The sequence below is a fragment of the Legionella tunisiensis genome, assembly GCF_000308315.1.
Taxonomy (GTDB): Bacteria; Pseudomonadota; Gammaproteobacteria; order Legionellales; family Legionellaceae; genus Tatlockia; species Tatlockia tunisiensis.
Map to the genome: position 1 here is coordinate 1 of NZ_CALJ01000313.1, position 23,785 is coordinate 23,785.

Genomic DNA, 23,785 nt, shown 5'->3' on the forward strand with positions numbered 1-23,785 from the left:
TGTTCCAGTAGTTTCTCATAGATTTAACTCCAGAATACCAACCACTTGCTCATTTGTAGTGGCGGCTTGCGTTTGTTTCACCTTGACTTTCTTTTGTTGCAAGCGAGTTTGTAAGTCTTCCAGGTTAGCAAAATTTTTGGTTGCTAAAGTGACCAAGAGTGTTTGATTTTGGAACCGAAGTTGTTCAAAAGTGATTGTGTTGCTATTAAAGGTGCTGGCTAGCTTGTCTAATAATACCCAAAAAGTGGTATCCATATTACCTTGATTGGTTTTAAGCAATTGAGTGATACGAAATCGAGGACTAATAACCTGTTGTGCCTGTGGGAAGAATTCATGATAGATGGTGGCTATTTTTTATCGATCTGATTGAGATCCTTATTAAGGAAATAGAGTTTTACTGCATTCACAGCAAGGATACTTAACAGCCAAATCATGCTCATCGCGATGGCAGCTTGGTACCAACGCTTGGTTTTACTGTGGGTACTACTATGTTGTAATTCGCCTTGGCAAAGAGTCATTACCTTACTGTTTTGTAAGCGTTTAGCTAACCAACAATACCAACTGTCTTCAACGTCGATAATGGATGCAGTGGGTTCTTTTATTAATAACTCATTACTATCGGTGAAACGGTAAAACTGGTTTCAAGCTGTAGTTTACAATAAAGGACTGCTAGTTCAGGACTTAACGCGCCTTGAAAATGGGCGTCATTTACCAGGATATTAGTAGGGGTAACTGCGGCTTCATTTTTTTGTAGTGCGAACCAATCAAGTGTCAAGCTATCAAAACGTATGCCCTGATTGTCAAATTTATTAATTAATTCAGTAAGAAGGTTTTTATCGCCAAGGACAACAAGATAATGGCCATCATTATAATGGGCACGGTCAAAAGCAAAATGCAGGGAGTCAACAGGTTGAGCGAGTTTATCTTCAAGAGCGAAGGGGATGGCTGCTCGAGCTTTTCTTTCTGCAAGCCATGGTAATTCGACTTGATGCAGCGTGAAGAAATCTGTCGGAGCTATAGCTATTGTCCGCGCATTCTGTTGAAGTGCCTTAATATCAGTAAAAGAGCGTTGTGCTAGTGGAGCTTCAATTTGGCCTCGTTCTCCAAGACTCAAGCTGAGGCAGCTATCATCATTCATGTATTGGGTGAATAAAAAGCATGTAGCCACACAGCATCCTTGATTAACAGTCGAGCTTCATGTCGTTTTCTCGTTAACATTAATTACTGTTCGCGAGATCCAAGATCTAGATCGAAATTTGATACAATGATTCCCGCGAACAATTTTTTGAGGATTTCTCAGGAACGAATCGCGGGATAACATAATTAGCAGCTTACACGTAAGCGTATTTTTTGCCAATGGCTGCTGCTGCCCATTGGCTTTTTAACTGCTGTGACAATAAGTAAACAGCCATTGCATATTGTGGGCTGGTATTGTAACGGGTTATCACGTAGAAATTGGGATAAGCCAGCCAAAAACTCTTGCCCCGTTTGTGTCGTTAACTCAATCAAACCAACTTTAGCTGGTGTGTTAACTGAAGCGGTTAACGGTTTGATTCCTGCTGCGATTAATTGGTTAAGGCGATATACAGCCGTTTTATAACTAGTATTGATCTTCTTGTAGCGTGCACCTTCAACTATAGCTGGTTGAGCAATGCCTTGATTCATTTGCCAGCCATGTTTATGGAAATAGTTAGCCACACTGGCAATCACCGCTGCATCATCGTTCATTAAATCTTTTTTAGGATTGCCGGTAAAATCAGCTGCGTAATAGCGGTAACTACTGGGCATGAATTGTGGTTTGCCCATTGCGCCAGCATAAGAACCTAAGTATTGGGTTGGAGGAACATGATGTTCGCGGCAGAGTAATAAATACTCGCCAAGTTCTTTACTAAAAAATTTGGAGCGTTTGGGGTAATTAAAAGCCAGGGTCGATAAGGCGTCAATAACGCGATAGTTTCCCTGATTTTTACCATAGAGTGTTTCTATACCAAGAATAGCAACAATAACATTTGCAGGGACGCCATATTTTTTTCGGCTTTTTCCAGTGATACACGGTTAGTTTTCCAAAACTCTATACCGTTTTGTACGCGTTGTGATGTTAAGAATAATTGCTTATAAACATCCCAAGTCTTTTTTTCATAAGGTTTTTCCATTGATTCAATAATTTGCGGTTGCAGTTGGACATCGCTCATTATCTGAGTCAGTTCTTTCTTGTTAAAACCATGCTGTTTAACCATTTTATTGATAAATTGCTGCACATCGTTACGTTGTACAAATGCTGGATCTGCTTGTACAGCATAGCTGCTAAGTAGTGTTAAGAAGGCAAAGCAGAGCGCGGTTAATCGTCGCATTGGTTATCCTTAAATTGGAATCAAATCGCTTAATTTTAGGGTAAAGATGAGGCAACAGCAATTTTTTTACAATTTGCTCCGGCTTAGAGAGCCGCTGCAAAATGAGAAGATTAGAGTTTATGACTTTCATTTTACCCCTAATTATTAAGCCATACGCCATGTAATTTCTGCTACATAATGAGTCAATGCATGCTCATCGTTGAGATGACTACTTTCTGGACGCTGATAATTAAGCTAGAATAACACAATTTATTAGTAGGTTTTTCAGTTGAGTGATCTAACGCGAATTCGCAATTTTTCTATTATTGCCCATATTGACCATGGCAAATCGACCCTTGCTGATCGATTTATTCAGCTCTGTGGTGGTTTATCTGACCGGGAAATGGCAGAGCAGGTACTTGATTCCATGGATATCGAGCGCGAACGCGGTATTACAATCAAAGCACAGAGTGTATCACTGAATTATACAGCTCGAGATGGTAAAATTTATTTACTCAATTTTATTGATACGCCTGGTCATGTTGATTTTAGTTACGAGGTATCCCGTTCACTGGCTGCTTGTGAAGGAGCGATTCTTGTCGTTGATGCAGCTCAAGGTGTTGAGGCGCAAACGGTTGCTGTTTGTTATACAGCTATTGATCAATCTCTGGAGATACTGCCAGTTCTTAATAAAATCGATTTACCTCAGGCTGAGCCTGAGCGGGTTATAGCAGAAATCGAAGATATTATTGGCCTTGAGGCGCATGATGCAATTCGTGTCAGTGCCAAGAGTGGTCTTGGTGTTGAAGATGTACTTGAAGCCTTGGTTGCCCGTATTCCCCCACCGCAAGGTGATATTGAAGCCCCGTTGCAAGCGTTGATCATTGATTCATGGTTTGACAGTTATCTTGGTGTCGTTTCCTTAGTACGAATAGCCAATGGCTCGCTGCGCAAAGGGGATAAGATGCGAGTCATGTCAACTGGCAGAACCTACGAAGTGGATCAGGTTGGTATTTTTACTCCTAAACGTACCAAATTGGATGTGTTGCAAGCAGGGGAGGTGGGTTATGTTGTTGCTGGCATTAAAGAGATTCAAGGTGCGCCAGTAGGGGATACGTTAACCTTAGAAAAAATCAGGCGTCGAAACCTTTACCAGGCTTTCAACGAGTTAAACCTCAGGTTTATGCTGGCCTTTTTCCCATCAGTGCAGATGATTTTGAAGCGTTCCGCGAAGCGTTAGCGAAATTAAGCCTTAATGATGCTTCGCTATTTTATGAGCCTGAATCGTCAGAAGCCTTGGGTTTCGGTTTTCGCTGTGGTTTTCTGGGGATGCTGCATATGGAAATTGTGCAGGAAAGACTCGAACGCGAATATAATCTTGATTTGATTTCGACAGCGCCGACAGTTGTTTATCAGGTGATTACTACCAAAGGTGAAACGGTCATGATCGATAATCCTTCGCAATTACCACCACCGCAACAAATAAAACAAATGTTTGAACCGATTGTGCGGGCAAGTATTTTAGTTCCTCAAGATTATCTGGGGCAAATCATCAGTCTTTGTGTTGAGCGTCGCGGAGTACAAATTAATATGACGTACAGTGGTCGTCAAGTCTCCGTGGTTTACGATTTGCCGATGAGTGAAGTGGTATCTGATTTTTTGACCGTTTGAAATCAGTCAGTCGCGGTTATGCCTCCTTAGACTATAATTTTATCCGTTTCCAGGAGGCTGATTTAGTGAAAATGGATGTTTTAATTAATAGCGAGCGGGTTGATGCCTTGGCTATTATTGTTCATCGCGATGCTGCTTACAATCGCGGCAAAGCCTTGGCAGATAAAATGCGTGAACTTATTCCGCGCCAAATGTTCGATGTCGCTATTCAGGCGGCACTCGGGAATCACATTATTGCCAGACAAACAGTCAAAGCGTTACGTAAGAATGTAACGGCAAAATGTTATGGTGGCGACGTCAGCCGTAAGCGTAAACTGCTAGAAAAGCAAAAGGCCGGTAAAAAGCGGATGAAGCAGGTGGGGCATGTCGAAATCCCCCCAAGAAGCCTTTATGGCAGTTTTTCAGACTGATCGAAAAAATAAATCAGGGGAATCTATTGGCATTTCGCTGGCTTGAATTGAAAAGTATTGATTTACAAGCATCGGGCATAGTTTACATGAGAGTAAATGAGCAGCGAAGCGTAGGAAATCAATGCTTTTCAGCCAAGATAGTAGACATGTCAACAGATCCTGGAGGCTGGTAATCATTCATAGGAACAGTTAAGCATGAATTTCGCTCTGTTATTAGTTATTCTTTCTTTGTTAAGTGGAATTATTTATTTACTGGATATTTTGTTCTGGGCTAAGAAACGTAAGCCTGAGCAGAAACCTGGGCGTATTATTGAATACTCCCGCTCCTTTTTTCCAGTATTCTTTATTGTTCTTTTATTGCGTTCTTTTCTAGTAGAACCTTTTCGTATTCCTTCTGGATCGTTAGAGCCAACGTTACTCGTAGGTGATTTTTTGGCGGTTAATAAATTTGCTTATGGGTTTCGCTTGCCAGTCTGGGAAAAGAAAATAATTCCTGTTGCTAATCCTAAATCAGGTGAAATAGCTGTTTTTCGTTGGCCACCTAATCCGAGCTATGACTATATTAAACGAGTCATTGGAGTCCCAGGGGATAAAGTGAGTTATCACAACAAAGTTTTAACGATTAATGGAAAAGAAATGAAACAAACTTTTGTTGAATATACTGTCGATGAAAGTTCGGGTAAGGCAGTTGCTAAGTATCGTGAGAATCTGAATGGAATAGAGCATGATATTTATATTCGGCCTGATGTCCCTGCGGAAGATTTTGATGTTGAGGTCCCCGCTGGGCAGTATTTCATGATGGGTGATAATCGTGATGATAGTGCTGATAGCCGTTTTTGGGGATTTGTAGAAGATAGCTACTTGCGTGGTAAAGCCTTTCTGGTATGGATGAGTTGGGATGGTAAAACGTCTAAGATTCGTTGGTCAAAGATAGGTCGTTTAATCAATTAATCGCCTATACTAAACGTGAGTTTTAATGAGTAATGAGGTAAATATTGGTACAGGGTGATTTGCAACGCCTAAGCAGGCGATTAGGGTATGAGTTTAAAACACTTGCCTTGTTAAAGCAGGCTCTAACTCACTGTAGCGCTGGTAGCGAAAATAACGAACGTTTTGAGTTTCTCGGTGATTCCATCTTAAGCTTTGTTATGGCCAATGCTTTATTTGAAATGTTCCCCGAACAAAGTGAAGGACAACTAAGCCGTTTACGCGCTTTTTGGTTAAAGGAGAAATGTTAGCGGAAATTGCAGCAGAAATTGAGCTAGGGGATTATTTATACTTGGGGCAGGGCGAATTAAAAAGTGGTGGTTTTCGTCGTGCATCTATTTTAGCTGATGCTCTGGAAGCAATCATTGCGGCTGTTTTTCTCGATGGTGGTATTCAGGCCAGTCAACAACTTATTCTTAACTTATATCAGTCACGCTTGGATGATGAGAGCTTGCACGATAATTTGAAGGATGCCAAAACCCAGTTACAGGAATACCTGCAAGCCGAAAAGCGGCCTTTGCCAGAATATAGTTTGACCAAAATTGAAGGTGAAGAGCATGAACAGGTTTTTCATGTAAGTTGTAAGGTAAATGGGTTTAAAAAATAACGTCGGGGCAAGGACCAAATCGTCGTAAAGCAGAGCAGCATGCCGCAAAATTATTGCTGCAATTGTTAAAAAATCCTTCTGCATAATAAACTGAGTATGTTCAAAGCAGTGAATCGAGTGCAAAACTCGAACGTTGATTTAAATCGTTGCCATGCCGGCGTAGAAACGATTCTGCTGAATTTCTGCCCTCTTCTCGCAGCATGCACAGAAAAGGCCATTCGGCATTAAGTTTTGAAGAATAGCCAAGATGAATCATGTCATCACTGGCAATACGATGGATGCGCATTTTTGCCCACCGCGCGCCCTCACACTGTCCTAAATCTGCTACTTGTCTTAATACGGCAATCATCCGCAATTCTTTCATCAAGGTAGCGTTGAAAGCAACTTCATTCAGACGATTAAGAATCTCACGTGCGCTTTTAGGCGTTCCGATTCGTTCGACAGGATTTATTTGTACTAAAATGGTATCACTCGATTCACATTCTTTTACGAGTGGTGTGATCGTAGGATTACCAGTATAACCGCCATCCCAATAGGCCTCACCATTGATCTCGACAGCTTGGAACAAGGTAGGCAAACAAGCTGACGCAAGTAAAACATCAGGCGTTATTTCTTTGTTTCTAAATACCTTACCTTGACCAGTTCTCACATTCGTTGCAGTTATAAATAATTTTATAGGGGATTTGGCAAGGCGTTTAAAGTTAATGCTCTCAGTCAGAATAGTACGTAAGGGATTAAACATCATCGGATTAAGATCGTATGGAGAATAGAGACGAGACGCTAAATCAAAAGCAAGGAATAGAGGCGAATGATCCAGTGTCCACCTACCCGCGAGGATATCCCAGATGCTACGCTGAAAAGGGCTATAAGTGGCAGCTTGAGAAACACGCAACCAGAACGCTTCAAGCGCTTTTTTTCCTCCTTCAGCACCTCCTTCAAGGTAGCCACTCGCTAATACGGCGGCGTTCATGGAGCCGGCTGAAGTCCCGGAAATACCTTCTATGCGTAATTTTGGCTCTTCTAATAACCTGTCTATAACGCCCCAGGTATACGCGCCGTGTGCACCACCGCCTTGTAATGCCAGGTCGATTAATAGAGGATTCTTTGAAGAGGAAAGCATTTTTTGCTCTAACCGACATACTCTCTTATCCCTAGGAGATCTCGATTTAGAAATTTTAGCACAACTTCCATGGTGCTTGATTAGACATCTTCAAAACTCGCTGCAGTGAGAGCAGAAATGGCGCGCAGAACCGTAATGTAGGCCAGTACATGAGGATTCGAGCACCGTATCGACGAAGCATACGCCAATGCTGCAGAATTTCGAAAGAAGTCTATTGTTGACTTAGTTACGTAAGCCTACAGTAAACGCTTCATGCTGGTCTAAACTATCGTTTTCTTCGATTATTTGAGAGCAGCGCTTGTCAAAAACCATGGCATAGAAATTGTCTGTGGTTTTCTTACGTATGTTTATTATGAGAAGGAGCAAGAATAAAAGGATAGAATTATGATGAGGGTTACGGGAGCTTTCAGAGGCTGTTTTTAACAGCCTGATACCTTGCTTCGCCAGGTGTTACTCTGCCAGCAATTCCATCGTCACATTTATGAAAGATGTTTGCTACACTGCCGGGTACCCAATTGGTTTTTCCATCCAACGTTACTCTCGTACCTATTTTCACTTCATAATGGGTATTAATAATGACTTTTTGCAGATTTCTTAGAAACTTAAGATCGTCTTCATCGGTGTTTAAAACCTCTCCCGTTAACACAAGAGAGTTTTTATCCCGTGCGATAACCTGGTTGGGTCTTGGGTTAGTAAATCGAATCGTATTATCGCATTGATACAGCAGCTTGGTAATGTCGTCAGCAAATTGAGAAACACAGTCATCAGCTAACACGCGATCTAGTCGGCTTTTAAAAGTATTGCTGCTATTTATTTTCATTGCATAAAGATCATCCCGCTCCGCTATGGGCAAGGATTCTATAAAGGCAAGAAGATTTTGTAAGGCATTATATTTTGCATTAACCCTGCGACGGTAGAAAAAGCTCTGGATGTTGTGAGTCGCATCAAATTCACTAGAGACCTGCTCGGAAAATTCCTTTAAAGCAGCAAAGGCAGATTTACTCAATTTTCCGTTCATCGTGCCAATATAGGCAAGGTAGGTCATACGGTGCGGGCAGTCAGTATGGGCAATGGTTTGGGTGGGTTGGATAGTCTCACTAGCATAAAAATTCTCTAGTTTGCCGCTTTCTTGGAAGTGGCGCATGATGTCATCAAATGTGAGTAGATCAAATCGGGCTCTGGCTTCTTCCCCTAAATTGGGAGCAGCTCTTGGTATAGCACATAAGTCTTTGTGTTTTATTCTATAAAGCTTATTCTCAAAAGATATATCGTCCTCTTGTATATTGTACGGCAATAAAAAGCGATGATAATTTTTTCACCCTCGTACAAGGCGATGAGTTTTGCGATATTAATTAAGTCAGCATATTCGGTGTCGCTATTCCTTTTACCATACAATTTTTTATAGAAATCTTCTTGCGCCACAAAATGACGAATGGCATCAATCAACTCACCCATGGTAAGTGTTTCAAATTCTAAGAAGGCAAAGTGGTATTTATTTTTATCCAGAGAGCGTAATTTATAACAAAGTGCATTCCAAATCAGTTCTTGGGATACTAGTATCTGGGCTTCTGTCCAGTTTTCGTCCGAGGAACAGTTTTTGTTATAAATTTTTGCAAAGTACTCAAACATTGCGAGCCTCTCTGAATTAAACTGATTGCTAGTTTATTAAATTTTGGTATAGCTGCGGGGCACTAGATAAATTTTTGCACCATGCTAGCATTAATGGCGAATTTTTGTCAATTATTTTGCTCTATGAGAAACAATTAATCATTATGAAGAATCGGGTACGCTAAACTAGCTTAAAAGGACGCATTAAATTTAATATAATTCAATGATAATAACTAATACAGCCTTAATAGGCGGTTAATCAGCAATTGCAATGCACTGAAAAGACAGTACTTGTTTTTCTGATTGATGCAATCTCTAGTAGACAGTAATAATGATCCCATGAATAATAATTTCTCTGGCTTTTATTAAGGTTATTTATGCCTTCTTCATTGTCGCGTCTAGATTGGTTTGATAATGTTGAACAACGCCCTCATCCATGGCCCGGATTAAACTGGTTGACCGCGATGTTAGTAGTACCCGATGTTAAGAAGGCATTGGCATTCTATGAAGAATTATTTGGTTTTGTTCCTATTTTTGAACTACCAGATGACCAAGGTGAATTAGTTTTTGCCCGTTTACGTTATAGGGGTGTAATTTTACCCTAAGTCAAGAGAATGCTTTTAATTTTGAAGGGGCGTCACCTCAGACTACGAATAATATTCCACCGTTTATTTTTATATGTATGTCGATAATGTTGATAAACTCTATGTACAGGCTATTGCCAAGGGGTGTAGATCCCTGACAGAACCGAATGTTCAATTTTGGGGAGATAAAACGGCACGTCTTGTTGATCCCTTTGGTTATCGTTGGGATATTGCGTTAAAGATTGCTTAAGCGTTACAAAGACAGAATCATTAGCTAGCAGGTTTGCTTGGCTATCACAAATAGGAGGAAGGATGAACGTTGATAAGGATTATCAACAGGCAAGAAATGATTTTCAAACCTGGTGCCAACAACTGCAAGATAATATTTTGACATCCGATTCTTGTCTTAGACATACCTATCAATGCTATTTTTCCCAACAGCCGGATTTCATGCAACAATTAAGTCGTTTTGCTCAGCAAGTGGTAGAGCAATTAGAACCTATTGTAGTAGAAAATAATTTAGATACTAATCTACCAAAAATTGAACATTATAATGCTATTGGTGAGCGGCATGATCGGGTGATTCATCATCCTTCTTATGTTGCTGCTGGCGATCTCATTTATGGTTCAGGTTTGATGCGCTTTTTGCTTACACCAGGCCAAATGCAAAAGACCCTTAGTTTGTTTCTTCTGTCTGCACATGCCGGTGAAGCCGGGCATAATTGTCCTATTGCTTGTTCAGCTGGAGTGATTCGTGTCTTGAGTAATTATTCGCAACTAGAACAAACTGAGTATTACTTGGATAAATTAACCCAACCTTCTTTCAGCCAAAATTATACGGGTGCGCAGTTTTTAACTGAAATTCAAGGTGGTTCTGATGTTGGAGCGAATGCGACTCATGCCTATCAGGACAACGAAGGGCAATGGCGAATTAACGGAGAAAAATGGTTTTGCTCCAATGCCAATGCGGATTTGATTTTATTGACAGCCCGTTATGATCAACAGGTTAGTGGAACCCGGGGTTTAGGGTTGTTTTTGCTGCCAAGTCAATTGCCGGATGGCAAGCCTAATCAATTTAAACTCAGGCGCTTAAAACAAAAAATCGGTACTCGTTCGATGGCAACGGCTGAGATTGATTTTGACGCAGCGTTGGCTTATCCGATGGGGGAAACGGCACAAGGCATTAATTTAGTTATGGAAAATGTCTTACATTTATCACGAATTTTTAATGCTTTTTCCGTTTTGGGTATGGCAAGACGTGCTTATCAAATCGCTTATTACTATGCAGCTAATCGCTCTGCTTTCCAGAACAAAATTATTAATTATCCTTTAGTAAAAGAAACATTGGCTCATATCAAAGCTGAAAATATCGCTATGATAGCCAGTATTTTTCATATGGTACACGTTCAGGATGAATTGGATGCTAATCCGCAACATGAACATGCCAAAACGCAACAGCTTTTTTTGCGAACGTTGGCGAACATCAATAAATATTTTACTGCCAAGCGCACAGTAGAGAATGTTCATCATTGTCTTGATATTTTGGCTGGTAATGGAACGATAGAAAGTTTTTCTTCTTTGCCACGCTTATTAAGAGACTGTATTGTTTGCGAAAATTGGGAAGGGACGCATTTTACCTTATGGATGCAGACCTTAAGGGATATCAATAAGTTTCAAGTGGATGAGTTGTTTCTTGCTCATTTATTGCAATTGTTAAATCAAGTGAAAGAGAGCTGTCAGTATAAATTAGCTTTACAGGAAAATATTGTTGCTTTGGCTGAAAAAATTAAAGTAATGAAAAGAGTATCTCCTGAAGAGCAAAGTTTACAAATACAAGCAATCATTGAAATGATGGCTGTCTTGCATGCAGCTTTAACATTAGTTTTAGAGCTGCAAATAGGAAATCCACCCGAAGCAAAGAAAGCTGCGTTGGATTTATTTATGCACAAACACTTAAATAAAAATTATCCATATACAGATTATATCAAGTTGTTAAATGCCGCTCTGGCTATTAATTAAGTCAGTTCGATATAAAAAATCCTGATTTTCATAGTGAGTGCTAATTCTATTTTTAACTATCGAATTCACATGTACTATTTTATTATAATGGGCAGATAATTTCTTTTTGGGTAAGAATATGACAATGAAAAGAATCTTTATTCTAAAAATGTTAATATTGTTTTTATGGTGTGGCCTCTTGGCGAATTCTTATGCTGTAGAAAAGCAGATGTCTACAAACAAAATCAGCTTTCAGCAACTAAACGGAGTTTATAATTTTTTGGTAAAAAAATCACTGTATTGGAACAAAATATCAATAAAGATAAGTTACCTGTACCCTATAATTTTTTGCTGATTCAGCCATTAATGACAATGGGTATAGAAAAATATTACCATCGCACGCCAAAAATTGAGATAATATCTGCCAAAAAGGACGAGCAGACAAATACGTATTCACGTGCGATCACTATGTTGATAGATGGTGATAAAAAACGCAATGATGTAAAAATTGCCCAATTAACGAATGAGGCGGTAGTAGTAGAGTTTGCTTTAATAACAATGAATTTTAGTGAATTGCCTGACAAGGTAATAACGGGAGTCCTGAATACTCAGATTCCTTTTGGGAAACTCTTGGTAATGAACAAATTAAAAGCCTATGATATTGGGCAGCAATATTTTGCAGTGCAATGTGATTCAGTTATTGCACAGTATCTGCATTGCCCTAAAAATAGCAGGCTTTATGGGCGTACCAACACCATAATAAGAAAGGATAATCAAAAATGGATTGCACAGGTTGTAGAAATTTTATCTGGCCCCAGTTGTCAGGATAAAAGTTGTCAAAATTTAACGATGGGAATTAGGTAGAAATGAGCTTATATGTAATTGTTACATTTTATAAATTTACTCCACTTGCTGATTATGAGTCTATGAAGGAGCCCTTATTAAAGGCAATGAAAAAGAATGAAATAAAAGGAACCATTATTCTGGCTAGCGAAGGGGTAAATGGTACTTTTTGCGGTAAAAAGGAGAGCGTGTTATCGTTAATTGCTTTCATGCGCAGTTATGCTGGTTTGGAAGATCTTGCTTTTAAAGAAAGTTTTGATGAATTCAATCCCTTTGATAAAGCAAAGGTAAAATTACGTAAGGAAATTGTGACCTTAGGGGAAGCGGGTGTTGATCCTATTCAGCTTGCCGGGACCCATGTTAGTCCGAACGAGTGGAATCAATTGATTGCTGATCCAGATGTGGTGGTGGTTGATACCAGAAATGATTATGAAGTGCAGTTAGGAACTTTTAAAGGGGCTACTAACCCAAAAACTGAAAATTTCCGGGATTTTCCTGACTATGTTTCCACTCATTTAAACGATAAAAAAGATAAGAAAATTGCCATGTTTTGTACTGGCGGCATACGTTGTGAAAAATCGACATCCTATTTAAAAAATTGGGTTTTAATGAGGTCTATCAATTAGATGGTGGCATACTCAATTATTTAGCTTCTGTTCCTGTTGAAGAATCCATGTGGGAAGGTAGCTGCTTTGTTTTTGATGACAGAGTTGCGTTAGATCATCAGTTACAAAGCCTAGAAAGGGGTTCAATTGATAGTGAGTGGAAAAATAATAACCGTAAAAAATCAATTGCAGAATCTTAAACGCCCTATAGTCAAGACAGGCATTTGTCAGATTATAATCTCATAAGGATTTCTGTTCTATACTATGACAAATGGGTCTCGTCTGCATCTATGTCTTTTCCGCGCAGGCGGGAAACCCTCTCACAACAAAGTGAGGACAAGTTTATAGACAGTGAAAGGGCAGTAGGTTTCAATAAATTCTTGTTTCTATATTCTCGGCATGAGTGAATGGACTGGATTATCAGGGAGATAAAGTGATGAGAAAGAAATCTGTTGCATTCTGGTTTATCCTTTTATTTAGCTTCAGCATGAGGAGTTTTGCTATGAGCTTATCCCTTATAAGTCCAGCTTTTGCAGCGAATACCATGATCCCTATCCAATATACCTGTCAAGGAGCCGATATTTCGCCAGCACTGCTTTGGCAAGATGCACCTGCTGAGACAAAATCTTATGTATTAATTTTGGATGATCCTGATGCGCCTAGCGGGGACTGGGTGCATTGGGTGGTATTTAATATACCACCAACTGTCCAGCGATTAGCAGATGATGCTGAATTACCAGCAGGTGCCATAAATGGTAAAAACAGTTGGGGGCAAACAGGATACCGAGGTCCTTGCCCACCAAGTGGTACACATCGTTATTTCTTTAAGCTCTATGCGTTGGATATGCTCTTAACTCTTAATGCGAATGCAACCAAACAGGATGTTCTTGCCGCAATGGCCAATCATGTATTGGAGCAAAGTGAATTAATGGGTCTTTATCGTAAACAATAAAAAGAAACAAAAATCACTGTCAATGAGAGAAATTTAGCTTGATTCCTCCATGCTGTTAACTATCTCTAACCATTCTTCTTCGGCTTGAAGAAGCTCTTGCTGTATATTTTTCTGTTCATTTAACAGGGTTTGCAATTTCTTTTGCTGTCCTTCTTCATAGAGGGATAAATCTGAAAGCATTGTTTCAAATTGTGAGAGTCGCTGGTGAAACTGGTCGATTATTTGCTCCAGTTTTTTCAGACGATTTTGTAAGCTTTTTTTCTCACGATATTGGTTTGTAGTTTGAGTAGGTGTGCTTTCTTTCCCGGTTTCTCGATTCTGTAGCCATTGATAATAATCGTCCAAATCACCTTTAAAGGGTTGCACTTTCTTTTGATAGACAAGGTAAAAAATCATCTACAGTGGTGCGCAATAAATGTCTGTCATGAGAAATCAGGATTAAGGCGCCTTCATAGCTTTGTAAAGCAATTTCTATCGCAGCCCGCATACCAAGATCCAAATGGTTTGTTGGTTCGTCAAGCAATAATAGATTAGGTTTTAACCAAACTAATTTAGCCAGAGCAAGTCTTGCTTTTTCACCACCCGAAAAATAGTGGATAGGTTTGGTGGCCATATCCCCTATAAAATTAAAACCACCCAAATAATCACGAATGGTTTGTTCGCGGGTTCCTGGTGAGAGGATTTGAATTGTTTCAACAGGACTTAATTTATCGTCCAATTCTTCTAATTGGTGCTGAGCGTAATAACCAATTTGCAAATGAGGGGAGCGATAAATAGTGCCAGACAAGGGGGTTAAGGTCCCAGTTAAGGTTTTAATCAAGGTTGATTTCCCTTCACCATTAGGGCCCAATAAAGCCAGTCTGTCGCCGGGATTTAATACTAACTTGATCGTTTTCAGAATAGGGCTGTCTGTGTCATAGCCGGCATTAACTTTTTCACAGTTGAGTAAAGGATTACCCGCACGTGGACAGGGATAAAAGTTAAAAGAAAAAGGTGAGTCAACTTGTGCCTGCGCTACAATGTCCATTTTAGCGATCGCATTAAGTCGGCTTTGTGCCTGTTTGGCTTTCGATGCTTTTGCACGAAAGCGATTAACATAAGTCATCAAATGATTAATTTTCTGTTGCTGCTTTTCATAAGTGAGTTGCTGTAGTGCTAATTGCTGAGCGCGAGTTTGTTCAAAACGGCTGTAGTTACCGCTATATAAATTCATAGCCTGGTGTTCTATATGGATAATGTGGGTAACAAAGGCATCCAGAAATTCGCGATCATGAGAAATGAGTAATATGCTACTTGGGCATTGCTTTAGCCATTTCTCCAACCAGAAAATAGCTTCCATATCCAAGTGGTTGGTCGGTTCATCAAGCAATAATAGATCGGCGGGTTTCATGAGACAGCGGGCAAGGCTTAAGCGCATACGCCAACCGCCTGAAAAACTATTCACCGAATTTTTTTGTTCAGTGGCTTTAAACCCCAAGCCGGCCATAATCGAGGCTGCTTTTGCTGGTTTGCTATAACCTGCTGTTTGATTAAGTAACTCATGGCAGAGGAGCACCTCAGCATCATCACCTTGTTGCTCGGCATGGCGCAATCGTTGTTGTAATGCCAAATAGTCTTCATCGCCAGCAAGTACAAAGTCAAGGGCTGGTTCGTCACTATCTGGTAATTGCTGAGATAAATGACTAATCCGCAATTGCGGATTAAGCAGGCAATCACCACTATCAGGATGCAATTTGCCCAGTATTAAGGCAAATAAACTGGACTTACCACAGCCATTATGGCCAATCAAACCAATTTTTTGTTTCTCGTAGAGTGTCACGCTGGTTTTATCCAGCAGGACTTTATTACCGCGAGAAAGGGTAATTTGACGCAGTGTTAACATGGTATTCAGAACTAGCAATTAAATAGGCGCTATAGTACCACAATGCACAAAATACCCTAGAGGCGGAATTTACGCCCATAAAACATCACATTGCTTCTTTTGGGCTGATTTAAGCATATTGAGCAAAGGAAAGGCGCGATGAGCAAGACTTATATTAGGTTCTTCATTTTCTGTTTCATCGGCAACAAGCATGTTTTTTCTTTTTTCTCTGTTTTCGCTAGCCCCTGCTGTAAGCGCGATAATGCTTCGGGGATATCTGCAGCAACAATCGCACCGGGAATAGTAGCGCTGTGTCCCATCATTTTTAAAAGTTGTATTGCTACATCACCAAACATGGTGATATTTTCGTAAGCATCACTGGAGAAAGTAACCAACATAATAATTTCCTTATTTTTATCAATAAACCATAACGATATTACTAGGGTCTATAGACATTACGCTAGCTTAAGTCAAAAAGTGTTGATTTATGAGCAGCGAAGCGCAGGAAATCAATGCTTTTCGGCCAGGTAGTAGAAATGTCTACAGCCCCTAAATCAAAAGGGTTTTGCCTAAATTGACACAACTTTAATTTGATTAGGTATATAATAGTGCCATTTTGTTACCAGGTCGAAAAATGAATAAGCAAGATTTTTATTTTGATTTACCGCAAGAGTTGATTGCACAGTATCCTTTAGCCAAGCGTAGTGATTCGCGATTATTGATTTATGATCGTAAAACGGGTTGTAGCGCACATCATCAATTCAAGGAAGTTACGCAATTTTTGCAGCCTGGTGACCTTTTAGTAATGAATAATAGTAAAGTGATTCCCGCACGCTTGTATGGCAGGAAAGCAAGCGGCGGCAAGATCGAGTTATTGATTGAACGTTTACAAGGCGATAATTCATTTTTAGCACATATTAAGGCGAGTAAATCACCTAAAGCGGGTACACTTATTTATTTGGATAATAATTGGCATCTTGAAGTACTAAGCAAGCAGGATGATTTATACCATTGTCAGGTTTTAGGTGATGTTGAGATGATGCTGGAGCAAATAGGTCATATGCCATTGCCACCTTATATTACCCGCGCCGATGAAACAATGGATAGCGAGCGATATCAGACTGTGTATGCAAAATATAAGGGGTCAGTAGCAGCGCCGACGGCTGGCTTGCATTTTGACGAAGAGCTTTTGCAGCAGTTACAGTTAAAGGGTATTAACATCGCTTACTCGACTTTGCATGTTGGTGCGGGGACTTTCCGACCTGTGCGTTGTGAGGTGATCAGCGAGCATAAGATGCATAGTGAGCAATTTACTATTACTGAGGCACTATGCCAGGCGGTCAATGAAACTCGGGCAGCGGGTAAACGTGTTATTGCTGTTGGGACAACTGCTTTACGCAGTTTGGAGAGCGCCGCGGAAGAAGGTTGCCTCAAACCTTGCAGTCGTGATACCGATATTTTATTTATCCAGGTTATCAATTTCAAATCTGTGATGGTTTAATTACTAATTTCCATTTACCTGAATCAACGCTTTTAATGCTTGTTTCCGCTTTTATAGGCCACGCGCAAGCGATGGTTCTTTATCAAGAGGCCATAGCGCATAGTTATCGCTTTTTCAGTTATGGCGATGCTAGTTTGTTGCTTTAATAAGGATTTGCATGATAAATAAAAACAAATGTCAGGGTTGACTCCTGTATTGACTACGGAAGCAGGGAATTGTTTGACTGTGGCAAACTGGCAAGAAGTTGGCATTAAAGCCGGAGTTTATTATCTCGATGCATTGCTAATGAAGCCTGGAATTGCTTACCTTAAAAAATTTGCTCCCTTATCTAACTATACCGGCTGGCAAGGCATCACAGTATTAAATGCTTCCTTATCGACTGCGAAGAATGGTGTTTACTCGCTTCGTTCTTGTTACGATGGTAGCCGTATAGATATTGACCAGAATGAACTGCTTTCTTTAATTGGTTTGTTGCAACCAGACAGAGTAGCCTTGCCGTACAGACTATTTAATGGCTCTACTCTCAACGCGTGGCAAACCTTAGCTAAAACAAGTGTGTTATTCGCCTCTGTGGATGAACACTCACCAACTTATCCAGACTGGTTACCGGGTAGGTATATACACTACGGTTGCACAAAACTTTTTTCCGATTTTATACAGGAATTGCGACAGTATGCCGATTCACCCCTCTACCTGGCCGGTGAGTTTGAAAGCGAACAATTGCAAGAATTGGCAGGCTATAATGTTTGGCATGTAGAGTCTGATAAACCAGCCAGGGATGCAATGAGAGGGCGAGTTTACAGTCAAGAGGGCGTTATTGATATACTTGATAGTCGGCAGGCAGAAGATTATCGGCCTATTGCAAATTGCTCTTGTCCAACTTGCCAGCAATTATTTACCAGAGCTTATTTACATCATTTAATAATGCACACCCCCCTTTTATGTCAACGGTTTCTTATTCAACATAATGTTCATTATTATCAACAGATGTTATTACCTATATTGCAAACATCATGAAATTACTTAGGTACTTCATTTACGAGAGAGTGAAATATCGTTATGATGTCACGCTATCTTGCCCAGCCTTGGGTTAGTGCCATGATTAAACAGCGACGGAGGAGATTAGTATGAGTTTTTTATAAGCGATGCTATGGCTGCAGCCCCAACTACACAAGCAGCACAGCCTGACGGTACGTTTTCGCTGATTATGATCGTAGTCATTTTTGTATTGTTTTATTTTATGTTGATAAGACCGCAAAACAAGCGGGCAAAAGAGCATCGTGAAATGATTGGTCAATTGAAGAAGGGCGATGAAATTGTAACTTCTGGAGGAATACTGGCTAAAGTTGTTAGCATTGATGAGCAATACATTAAAGTTGCTCTTGCTGAAGGTGTTGAAATTAGCTTGCAGCGAGGTGCAGTCAGTACAATTTTGCCTAAAGGCACCATTAAATCCCTTTAAGTTGGCGCAGGGACACGGAAATGCAGAATAAATATCCTCTGTGGAAAAACATTATGCTGATTATCATTGTGATGATCGGCTTAATCTATGCAATACCTAATTTGTACAGCGAAGATCCTGCTGTACAAATTTCTTCATCAACCCCGGTCGACATGGAGCAGCTTAGTCAACAAGTTCAGACTTTACTTGACGAAGCAAAGCTCAAATATAGTCCGATAATTGTTTCCAAAGACAATCTAGAGGTAAGGTTTTCTTCGACTGATACCCAATTGCTGGCACGGGATATTATTAAAAATGGTCTTGGTTCAGATTACACAGTCGCTTTAAATTTAGCAGCAGCCACCCCAAACTGGTTAAGCAGAATAGGTGCGGAACCGATGAAGCAAGGTTTGGATCTGCGTGGTGGGGTACATTTTCTTTTAGAAGTGGATGTAGATAGTGTGATTGGCCGTCGTTTTGAAGGTTTGATGAAAAGCATCGGTCAGGATTTACGTGAAGCAGGTATTCGTTATACAGGAATTCGTTATGTTGCCGATAAAGGCGTTGACATACGCTTTCGTTCTGCTGAAGAAATGCAAAATGCTGCTGCCGAGATTAAGAGTAAGTTTCCTGATTTGATTCTGAACAAATCAAATGCCGCCTATACGATTTCTCTTTCTTTGTCCCCTGCGGAATTAAATACAATTCGCCAGAATACTATCGAACAAACAATGAGTATTTTACGAAATCGGGTCAATGAATTAGGTGTGGGAGAAGCCGTAGTACAACAACAAGGAGCAACACGAGTTGGGGTTGATCTACCTGGTATACAGGATGCTGCACGTGCAAAACAAATCCTTGGCGGTACGGCTACGTTACAATTTTATTTGGTTGATCAAGAAAATGATGCGCAGATTGCTAAGCAAACGGGCGTTATTCCCGTTAATAGCAAATTATATATGATGGATGGACATCCTATCTTATTGAAACGCCAGGTGGTACTCAGCGGTGATTCAATTACTAGTGCTGTTTCCAGTTTTGATCAGCAAACTGCCAGCCCTTCTGTACAAATTCAGCTAGGCGGTGGTGGTGAAAGTCTATTTACCAAAATTACTCGGGAAAATATTGGTAAGCGCATGGCCATTGTATTTGTTGAAACTAAAGCAACCACTCAAACAGTAGATGGCGTTAGCAAACGAGTTACTCATCGTGAAGAGCGGGTGATTTCGGCACCAGTGATTCAGAATGCTTTAGGTAATAGTTTCCAGATTACTGGACTGTCAGATAGTAAAGAGGCAAGTAATTTGGCTCTATTGTTGCGTGCAGGTGCTTTGCCTGCAGTGATTTATCCTGTAGAGGAGCGTACCGTTGGACCTTCTTTAGGTAAGGAAAATATTCATCGGGGTATGGTATCTCTGCAAGTAGGTATGGGGTTAATTTTAATTTTAATGCTGGTGTATTATCGCTTCTTTGGTTTAGTTGCCAATATTGCATTATTCTTAAATTTAATTTTGCTCAGTGCTCTGATGTCCATTATTGGCGCTACTCTGACCTTGCCTGGGATAGCTGGTTTTGTGTTAACAGTCGGCATGGCTGTTGATGCTAACGTATTGATCTATGAAAGAATCCGGGAAGAGTTACGAAATGGTTTATCCCCCGCAAGCTGCTATGTTTGCAGGGTATGAGCGAGCTTTTGCGACGATTATCGATGCTAACGTGACTACACTGATTGTGGGTATAGTTTTGTTTGCTATAGGTACTGGCCCTGTTCGTGGTTTTGCAGTGATCTTATGCTTGGGATTGTTGACCTCTATGTTAACAAGCATCACCTATACTCGTGCTATCGTAAATTGGTATTACGGTGGACGAAATGTGAAAAAACTATCAATTGGTATTTGAGACGAGGCTTAGATGGAATTTTTAATCCAAATTCAAAAATAGATTTCATGGGCGCCCGCAAATGGACTGCTTTTTCTGCGCTTGTTTTCCTGGTATCGATTGGTGCCTTGTTGATTAATGGTTTGAAATGGGGATTGGATTTTACTGGTGGAACCCAAATTGAAATTTCTTACCAGCAACCAGCCGATTTAACTGCGATCCGCGACAATTTATATGAGGTGGGTTTTAAGGAAGCCCAGGTGGTTAGCTATGGAACATCCAGAGATGTGTTAATTAGTATTGCGCCTCGAGCTGATCTTGATCAAACCCTGCTTGTTGAAAAGGTGATGCAACAATTACCTGGTGCTACAAAGCAACGAGTTGATTTTGTCGGTCCTCAGGTTGGTCAAGAATTGGCTACCAAAGGCGCATTGGCAATCATTGTGTCTTTACTAGCCACTATGATTTATATTGCTATGCGTTTTGAGTACCGTTTGGCAGTTAGTTCGGCCGTAGCCTTGGTGCATGATCCAGTGCTAATTCTCGGTATTTTTGCTCTGTTTGGTATTGAGTTTGATCTCAAGGCATTAGCGGGCCTGCTTGCGGTTATTGGTTATTCGTTAAACGATACAATCGTTGTTTTTGATCGAGTACGCGAGAACTTTGTTAAGATTCGACGTGCAACGTCCTTAGAAATAATGAATATTTCTATTAACCAGACGTTATCCAGAACTATCATGACTTCTTTGTTAACTTTGTTTGTTGTAGTCGCTTTGTTCGTTTATGGTGGCGAGACAATTCGTGGGTTTTCTTTGGCGTTAATCATTGGAATCGTTATTGGTACTTATTCTTCAATCTATGTAGCAGGTGCTTTAGCTGTTGCAATGGGTTTAGACAGAAAAGATTTTATGCCAGCTCAACGTAAAGAAATTGATGATAGACCTTAGGGGTAATTTGCATTCTAGCGAAATGTAAATCACCCCTTGGCACAAAACTCTTAGGCCTTAAAGCATTAATGCATCAATTTTTGCTGCGCAGATAAAATCATTATGTGATAAGCCTTTGAGCGCATGGGTCATGAATCTTACATGGCAATAGTTATATCCAATTTCCAGATCAGGATGGTGGTTTTCAGTATTTGCTATCCAAGCTATCGCGTTAACAAAAGCCATCGTTTCGTAAAAATTGGCAAAAGTAAAAGAACGTTTAATTTCTTTGTTATTTTCATGGACCTGCCATTTTTTATCGAGTTGCGGCATTAGATTATGGATCTGTTCAGCAGTTAATGCTTCACCAATTCCTTCACAAGATTCGCAATGCTTTTGACTTAGATCAGTTTTCATAGCCTGACTCCTTCTTATTTTCAGACAAACAGACAGCGAGTGTATCAAGAAATCGGCTGTTTTGAAGGGTATTACCAATACTTACTCGCAAATGATTAAATAAATTGTAGGGTGTTAAAGGGCGTACAATCACCCCTTGCCTAAGTAATCCCTGGTAAACTGGTAGGGCGCTAGTCCCACAATCAAAGGTAATAAAATTACAGCTGGAAGCAAGAGAAGTTAAATTTAAGGCTTCTAGACCATGGCGGATTTGCTCTCTTCCCAGGGCATTTAATTCTACAGTCTGTCTTACAAAATGTTTATCATCAATAGCTGCATGGGCTGCTGTAAGTGCGGCTTGATTGACTGCGAAAGGGATTTGCACACGCTGTAATAATTCAGTAATTTCACGATTAGCAATGGCATAACCTAGGCGTAAACCAGCAAGCCCATAGACTTTAGAAAAAGTACGAGTGATAACTAAATTGGGATAGTGTTGTAATAAACTGGTGCTGGTTTTATCACCCTCTGGATAAGCATATTCATAATAGGCTTCATCAAGAACCAGAATGGTTGTCGCCGGAATGTTATCCAGTAGTTTTTAATAGAATCTGGATTGATAAATAAGCCTGTAGGGTTATTAGGATTTGCAATAAAAATGAGTGCAGTTTGTTGACTACAGGCGGCAATGATTGCATCAATATCAACGTTCCAATTCGATTGCAAGCCAACACTCTGGACAGGTATCCCTAAAGTTTGGGCTTGGATTTGGTAGGAAATAAACGCATGATCATGAGTTAACATATGCTTATCGTTATGCAAGGCAAAGGTTGCCAACAAGACAGAAAATAACATATCCGAACCGTTGCTTAAGGTAAGCATGTCTGCGTCAACACCCAAGTGTTCGCTCAACTTTTGCCGTAAAGGATGGTTAGCTGGTGTAGGATAGCTCGCTATCTGCATGCCTGAGAGTTCGGCTAACGCTTGTCTTGCTAAAGGACTGCATCCGAGGGGATTTTCATTACTGGCAAGTTTAATAATATCAATTAAGCCTTGTTCTTTTGCCAATTCTTCGATAGATTTGCCCGGCACATAAGGATTAAGTGCTTGAATGCCGGGGTGAGGCAACCCGTGGTAATTACAGGACAATGAACTCTCCTTACAAAGTGAAAACCTACCATCTTACCTATTATTTCGAATTGTTTCTACGCTCATCAAAATGATATGCAATAGCAATTAAGAACTGGGTACAGGAACCGATTGTGCCGTGCCATTTTTTGTCCCAAAGGAATGGTTGTGCTTACGATGGTGATTTAATAGTCACAGTAGTAGACTGAAGCTAAATTTTGGTCAGTCTCTTGTCTGTTCTATTCTTAAGTCGTACTCTATATACCGCATAGCAACCTCAGGAATGGAATATGAACACTTATCAAGGATTTTCCTTGACCGAAGTACTGGTCGCTCTATTTTTACTTACTACAACTTCGCTTACGCTTTTGCAGCAGCAATGGCGTACCAATCAACTTTTTAATCAAGCGTCGCTGCGTTCGCTTGCTTTAACTCAACTTGATAATAATTCGGAAAGAATCATAGCAAGACAAGCTTTGGCAATGGTTAAAGAGCCGTTTCACTGGCAAACAACACAAACGAGTTCTACTGTTACGTTGCAGATCAGTTGGTCAGCGGCACTAACCGGATCAGATTGTTGTCATTTACAGCGTCAAATCGTACTGTCATGAAATGCGAACGAGGATTTGGCTTAACAGAAGTGATAATCACAGTATTTTTAGCTAGTCTGATTATCATTGTTTTGTTGCAACATTATTTAAATTGTAAACGATTTTATTTGGATGCAGAAATCACGCTTGAGCGCGAATTTGAATTACAATTGGTTAGCGATTTAATTCGCGATAGTGTAAGAAGGGCCGGATTTACTCCTTGTATTAATATCAATCATTTGCAAAGTATTGATAGACGTAGTAACAAACGCATTTACTTGCTATTGAAACAGATGTTGGTAAAACCATGCTTTGCATTTAATAGGATGAGTGAGTATTTGCCCCAGTT

General features: G+C 40.2%; 20 protein-coding genes and 8 pseudogenes. 16 read left to right on the forward strand and 12 right to left on the reverse strand.

Annotated elements, in window-relative coordinates; translation table 11 throughout:
* Positions 1 to 15: 15 nt before the first annotated feature.
* From BN58_RS29220 to mltB, 4 genes and pseudogenes are all read right to left on the reverse strand, one after another.
* Positions 16 to 351, reverse strand: coding sequence for a GspL/Epsl periplasmic domain-containing protein (locus tag BN58_RS29220; RefSeq protein ID WP_083852276.1), 336 nt, complete (start codon positions 349 to 351; stop codon positions 16 to 18).
* Complete coding sequence (locus BN58_RS31305; RefSeq protein ID WP_019218186.1) at positions 348 to 518, reverse strand: hypothetical protein; 171 nt, start codon at positions 516 to 518, stop codon at positions 348 to 350. Before BN58_RS31305 ends, BN58_RS29220 begins: the two co-directional genes overlap by 4 nt.
* 83 nt (positions 519 to 601) lie before the next feature.
* Entirely contained in the window at positions 602 to 1,168 is a 567-nt protein-coding gene (gene gspL, locus BN58_RS29225; protein ID WP_156812641.1) for a type II secretion system protein GspL, read from the reverse strand.
* Positions 1,169 to 1,323: 155 nt separating this feature from the next.
* Positions 1,324 to 2,351 (reverse strand): annotated as a pseudogene (mltB, locus tag BN58_RS27335) (lytic murein transglycosylase B).
* 268 nt (positions 2,352 to 2,619) lie between these two features.
* On the opposite strand from mltB, the pseudogene lepA reads away from it, so the two are divergent.
* From lepA to rnc, 3 genes and pseudogenes are all read left to right on the forward strand, one after another.
* Positions 2,620 to 4,457: pseudogene (gene lepA / locus BN58_RS27340) on the forward strand (translation elongation factor 4).
* 149 nt (positions 4,458 to 4,606) lie between these two features.
* Complete coding sequence (gene lepB, locus BN58_RS19055) at positions 4,607 to 5,362, forward strand: signal peptidase I (RefSeq protein WP_019218189.1); 756 nt, start codon at positions 4,607 to 4,609, stop codon at positions 5,360 to 5,362.
* A gap of 41 nt (positions 5,363 to 5,403) precedes the next feature.
* Positions 5,404 to 6,091, forward strand: a pseudogene (gene rnc, locus BN58_RS27345) (ribonuclease III).
* Positions 6,092 to 6,105: 14 nt separating this feature from the next.
* Here the strand turns inward: rnc and BN58_RS19065 are convergent.
* The 3 genes from BN58_RS19065 to BN58_RS19075 form a co-directional block, all read right to left on the reverse strand.
* Positions 6,106 to 7,125 carry a patatin-like phospholipase family protein gene (locus tag BN58_RS19065; RefSeq protein WP_019218190.1) on the reverse strand — a complete coding sequence of 340 codons (1,020 nt, stop codon included), beginning with the start codon at positions 7,123 to 7,125 and terminating at the stop codon, positions 6,106 to 6,108.
* 406 nt (positions 7,126 to 7,531) lie between these two features.
* Positions 7,532 to 8,419, reverse strand: a complete 888-nt coding sequence (locus BN58_RS19070) for a hypothetical protein (RefSeq protein ID WP_019218191.1) — start codon at positions 8,417 to 8,419, stop codon at positions 7,532 to 7,534.
* The gene (locus BN58_RS19075) at positions 8,362 to 8,754 is read right to left on the reverse strand and encodes a hypothetical protein (protein WP_019218192.1); all 393 of its coding nucleotides are present in this window, start codon (positions 8,752 to 8,754) and stop codon (positions 8,362 to 8,364) included. The genes BN58_RS19070 and BN58_RS19075 overlap by 58 nt, the downstream gene beginning before the upstream one ends.
* A 356-nt stretch (positions 8,755 to 9,110) precedes the next feature.
* Between BN58_RS19075 and BN58_RS32055 the strand changes: the two genes are divergently transcribed.
* From BN58_RS32055 to BN58_RS19100, 6 genes and pseudogenes are all read left to right on the forward strand, one after another.
* Positions 9,111 to 9,338, forward strand: a complete 228-nt coding sequence (locus BN58_RS32055; protein WP_019218193.1) for a VOC family protein — start codon at positions 9,111 to 9,113, stop codon at positions 9,336 to 9,338.
* 73 nt (positions 9,339 to 9,411) lie between these two features.
* Positions 9,412 to 9,567: a VOC family protein gene (locus BN58_RS32060; protein WP_019218194.1), complete on the forward strand. Its 156-nt coding sequence runs from the start codon at positions 9,412 to 9,414 to the stop codon at positions 9,565 to 9,567.
* A gap of 62 nt (positions 9,568 to 9,629) precedes the next feature.
* Entirely contained in the window at positions 9,630 to 11,336 is a 1,707-nt protein-coding gene (locus BN58_RS19085) for an acyl-CoA dehydrogenase family protein (protein WP_019218195.1), read from the forward strand.
* Between the two features lie 279 nt (positions 11,337 to 11,615).
* On the forward strand, positions 11,616 to 12,179 hold the full coding sequence (locus BN58_RS27355) for a hypothetical protein (RefSeq protein ID WP_019218196.1): 564 nt from the start codon (positions 11,616 to 11,618) through the stop codon (positions 12,177 to 12,179).
* A gap of 2 nt (positions 12,180 to 12,181) precedes the next feature.
* Positions 12,182 to 12,963, forward strand: a pseudogene (trhO, locus tag BN58_RS27360) (oxygen-dependent tRNA uridine(34) hydroxylase TrhO).
* A gap of 302 nt (positions 12,964 to 13,265) precedes the next feature.
* Complete coding sequence (locus BN58_RS19100) at positions 13,266 to 13,715, forward strand: YbhB/YbcL family Raf kinase inhibitor-like protein (RefSeq protein WP_019218198.1); 450 nt, start codon at positions 13,266 to 13,268, stop codon at positions 13,713 to 13,715.
* Between the two features lie 33 nt (positions 13,716 to 13,748).
* Here the strand turns inward: BN58_RS19100 and BN58_RS27365 are convergent.
* Both BN58_RS27365 and BN58_RS27370 read right to left on the reverse strand, forming a co-directional pair.
* Positions 13,749 to 15,597, reverse strand: a pseudogene (locus tag BN58_RS27365) (ABC-F family ATP-binding cassette domain-containing protein).
* A gap of 69 nt (positions 15,598 to 15,666) precedes the next feature.
* A pseudogene (locus tag BN58_RS27370) lies at positions 15,667 to 15,974 on the reverse strand (DUF1840 domain-containing protein).
* 236 nt (positions 15,975 to 16,210) lie between these two features.
* On the opposite strand from BN58_RS27370, the pseudogene queA reads away from it, so the two are divergent.
* The 5 genes and pseudogenes from queA to secF all read left to right on the forward strand — a co-directional run bounded on the left by queA (position 16,211) and on the right by secF (position 21,343).
* Positions 16,211 to 17,223 (forward strand): annotated as a pseudogene (queA, locus tag BN58_RS27375) (tRNA preQ1(34) S-adenosylmethionine ribosyltransferase-isomerase QueA).
* 28 nt (positions 17,224 to 17,251) lie between these two features.
* The gene (locus BN58_RS19120; RefSeq protein WP_019218200.1) at positions 17,252 to 18,094 is read left to right on the forward strand and encodes a tRNA-guanine transglycosylase; all 843 of its coding nucleotides are present in this window, start codon (positions 17,252 to 17,254) and stop codon (positions 18,092 to 18,094) included.
* Positions 18,095 to 18,227: 133 nt separating this feature from the next.
* Complete coding sequence (gene yajC / locus BN58_RS19125; RefSeq protein ID WP_019218201.1) at positions 18,228 to 18,539, forward strand: preprotein translocase subunit YajC; 312 nt, start codon at positions 18,228 to 18,230, stop codon at positions 18,537 to 18,539.
* Positions 18,540 to 18,559: 20 nt separating this feature from the next.
* Positions 18,560 to 20,417: pseudogene (gene secD / locus BN58_RS27380) on the forward strand (protein translocase subunit SecD).
* A 47-nt stretch (positions 20,418 to 20,464) separates the two neighbouring features.
* A complete protein-coding gene (secF, locus tag BN58_RS19135; protein ID WP_019218203.1) occupies positions 20,465 to 21,343 on the forward strand; it encodes a protein translocase subunit SecF in 879 nt (292 codons plus the stop codon).
* 57 nt (positions 21,344 to 21,400) lie between these two features.
* Here secF and BN58_RS19140 read toward each other — a convergent pair whose 3' ends face one another.
* From BN58_RS19140 to BN58_RS37290, 3 genes are read right to left on the reverse strand one after another with little or no spacing between them, the layout of a single operon-like run.
* The gene (locus BN58_RS19140; RefSeq protein WP_019218204.1) at positions 21,401 to 21,739 is read right to left on the reverse strand and encodes a 4a-hydroxytetrahydrobiopterin dehydratase; all 339 of its coding nucleotides are present in this window, start codon (positions 21,737 to 21,739) and stop codon (positions 21,401 to 21,403) included.
* A complete protein-coding gene (locus tag BN58_RS37285) occupies positions 21,729 to 22,313 on the reverse strand; it encodes a pyridoxal phosphate-dependent aminotransferase (RefSeq protein ID WP_332248029.1) in 585 nt (194 codons plus the stop codon). Before BN58_RS37285 ends, BN58_RS19140 begins: the two co-directional genes overlap by 11 nt.
* A complete protein-coding gene (locus tag BN58_RS37290; protein ID WP_332248028.1) occupies positions 22,199 to 22,867 on the reverse strand; it encodes an aminotransferase class I/II-fold pyridoxal phosphate-dependent enzyme in 669 nt (222 codons plus the stop codon). The genes BN58_RS37285 and BN58_RS37290 overlap by 115 nt, the downstream gene beginning before the upstream one ends.
* A 269-nt stretch (positions 22,868 to 23,136) precedes the next feature.
* Between BN58_RS37290 and BN58_RS27390 the strand changes: the two genes are divergently transcribed.
* Together BN58_RS27390 and BN58_RS19155 are read left to right on the forward strand one after the other, a co-directional pair.
* Complete coding sequence (locus BN58_RS27390; RefSeq protein WP_019218205.1) at positions 23,137 to 23,457, forward strand: prepilin-type N-terminal cleavage/methylation domain-containing protein; 321 nt, start codon at positions 23,137 to 23,139, stop codon at positions 23,455 to 23,457.
* Positions 23,454 to 23,785: PulJ/GspJ family protein (locus tag BN58_RS19155; RefSeq protein ID WP_019218206.1), on the forward strand; the 332-nt coding region annotated here is incomplete at its 3' end. The genes BN58_RS27390 and BN58_RS19155, both read left to right, overlap by 4 nt.

Coding starts and splice junctions, on each gene's coding strand:
- BN58_RS31305 (WP_019218186.1), bottom strand. CDS start 518: ATGACTCTTTGCCAAGGCGAATTACAACATAGTAGTACCCACAGTAAA.
- lepB (WP_019218189.1), top strand. CDS start 4,607: ATGAATTTCGCTCTGTTATTAGTTATTCTTTCTTTGTTAAGTGGAATT.
- BN58_RS19065 (WP_019218190.1), bottom strand. CDS start 7,125: ATGCTTTCCTCTTCAAAGAATCCTCTATTAATCGACCTGGCATTACAA.
- BN58_RS19075 (WP_019218192.1), bottom strand. CDS start 8,754: ATGTTTGAGTACTTTGCAAAAATTTATAACAAAAACTGTTCCTCGGAC.
- BN58_RS32055 (WP_019218193.1), top strand. CDS start 9,111: ATGCCTTCTTCATTGTCGCGTCTAGATTGGTTTGATAATGTTGAACAA.
- BN58_RS32060 (WP_019218194.1), top strand. CDS start 9,412: ATGTATGTCGATAATGTTGATAAACTCTATGTACAGGCTATTGCCAAG.
- BN58_RS19085 (WP_019218195.1), top strand. CDS start 9,630: ATGAACGTTGATAAGGATTATCAACAGGCAAGAAATGATTTTCAAACC.
- BN58_RS19100 (WP_019218198.1), top strand. CDS start 13,266: ATGAGCTTATCCCTTATAAGTCCAGCTTTTGCAGCGAATACCATGATC.
- BN58_RS19120 (WP_019218200.1), top strand. CDS start 17,252: ATGTCAGGGTTGACTCCTGTATTGACTACGGAAGCAGGGAATTGTTTG.
- yajC (WP_019218201.1), top strand. CDS start 18,228: ATGGCTGCAGCCCCAACTACACAAGCAGCACAGCCTGACGGTACGTTT.
- secF (WP_019218203.1), top strand. CDS start 20,465: ATGGGCGCCCGCAAATGGACTGCTTTTTCTGCGCTTGTTTTCCTGGTA.
- BN58_RS19140 (WP_019218204.1), bottom strand. CDS start 21,739: ATGAAAACTGATCTAAGTCAAAAGCATTGCGAATCTTGTGAAGGAATT.
- BN58_RS27390 (WP_019218205.1), top strand. CDS start 23,137: ATGAACACTTATCAAGGATTTTCCTTGACCGAAGTACTGGTCGCTCTA.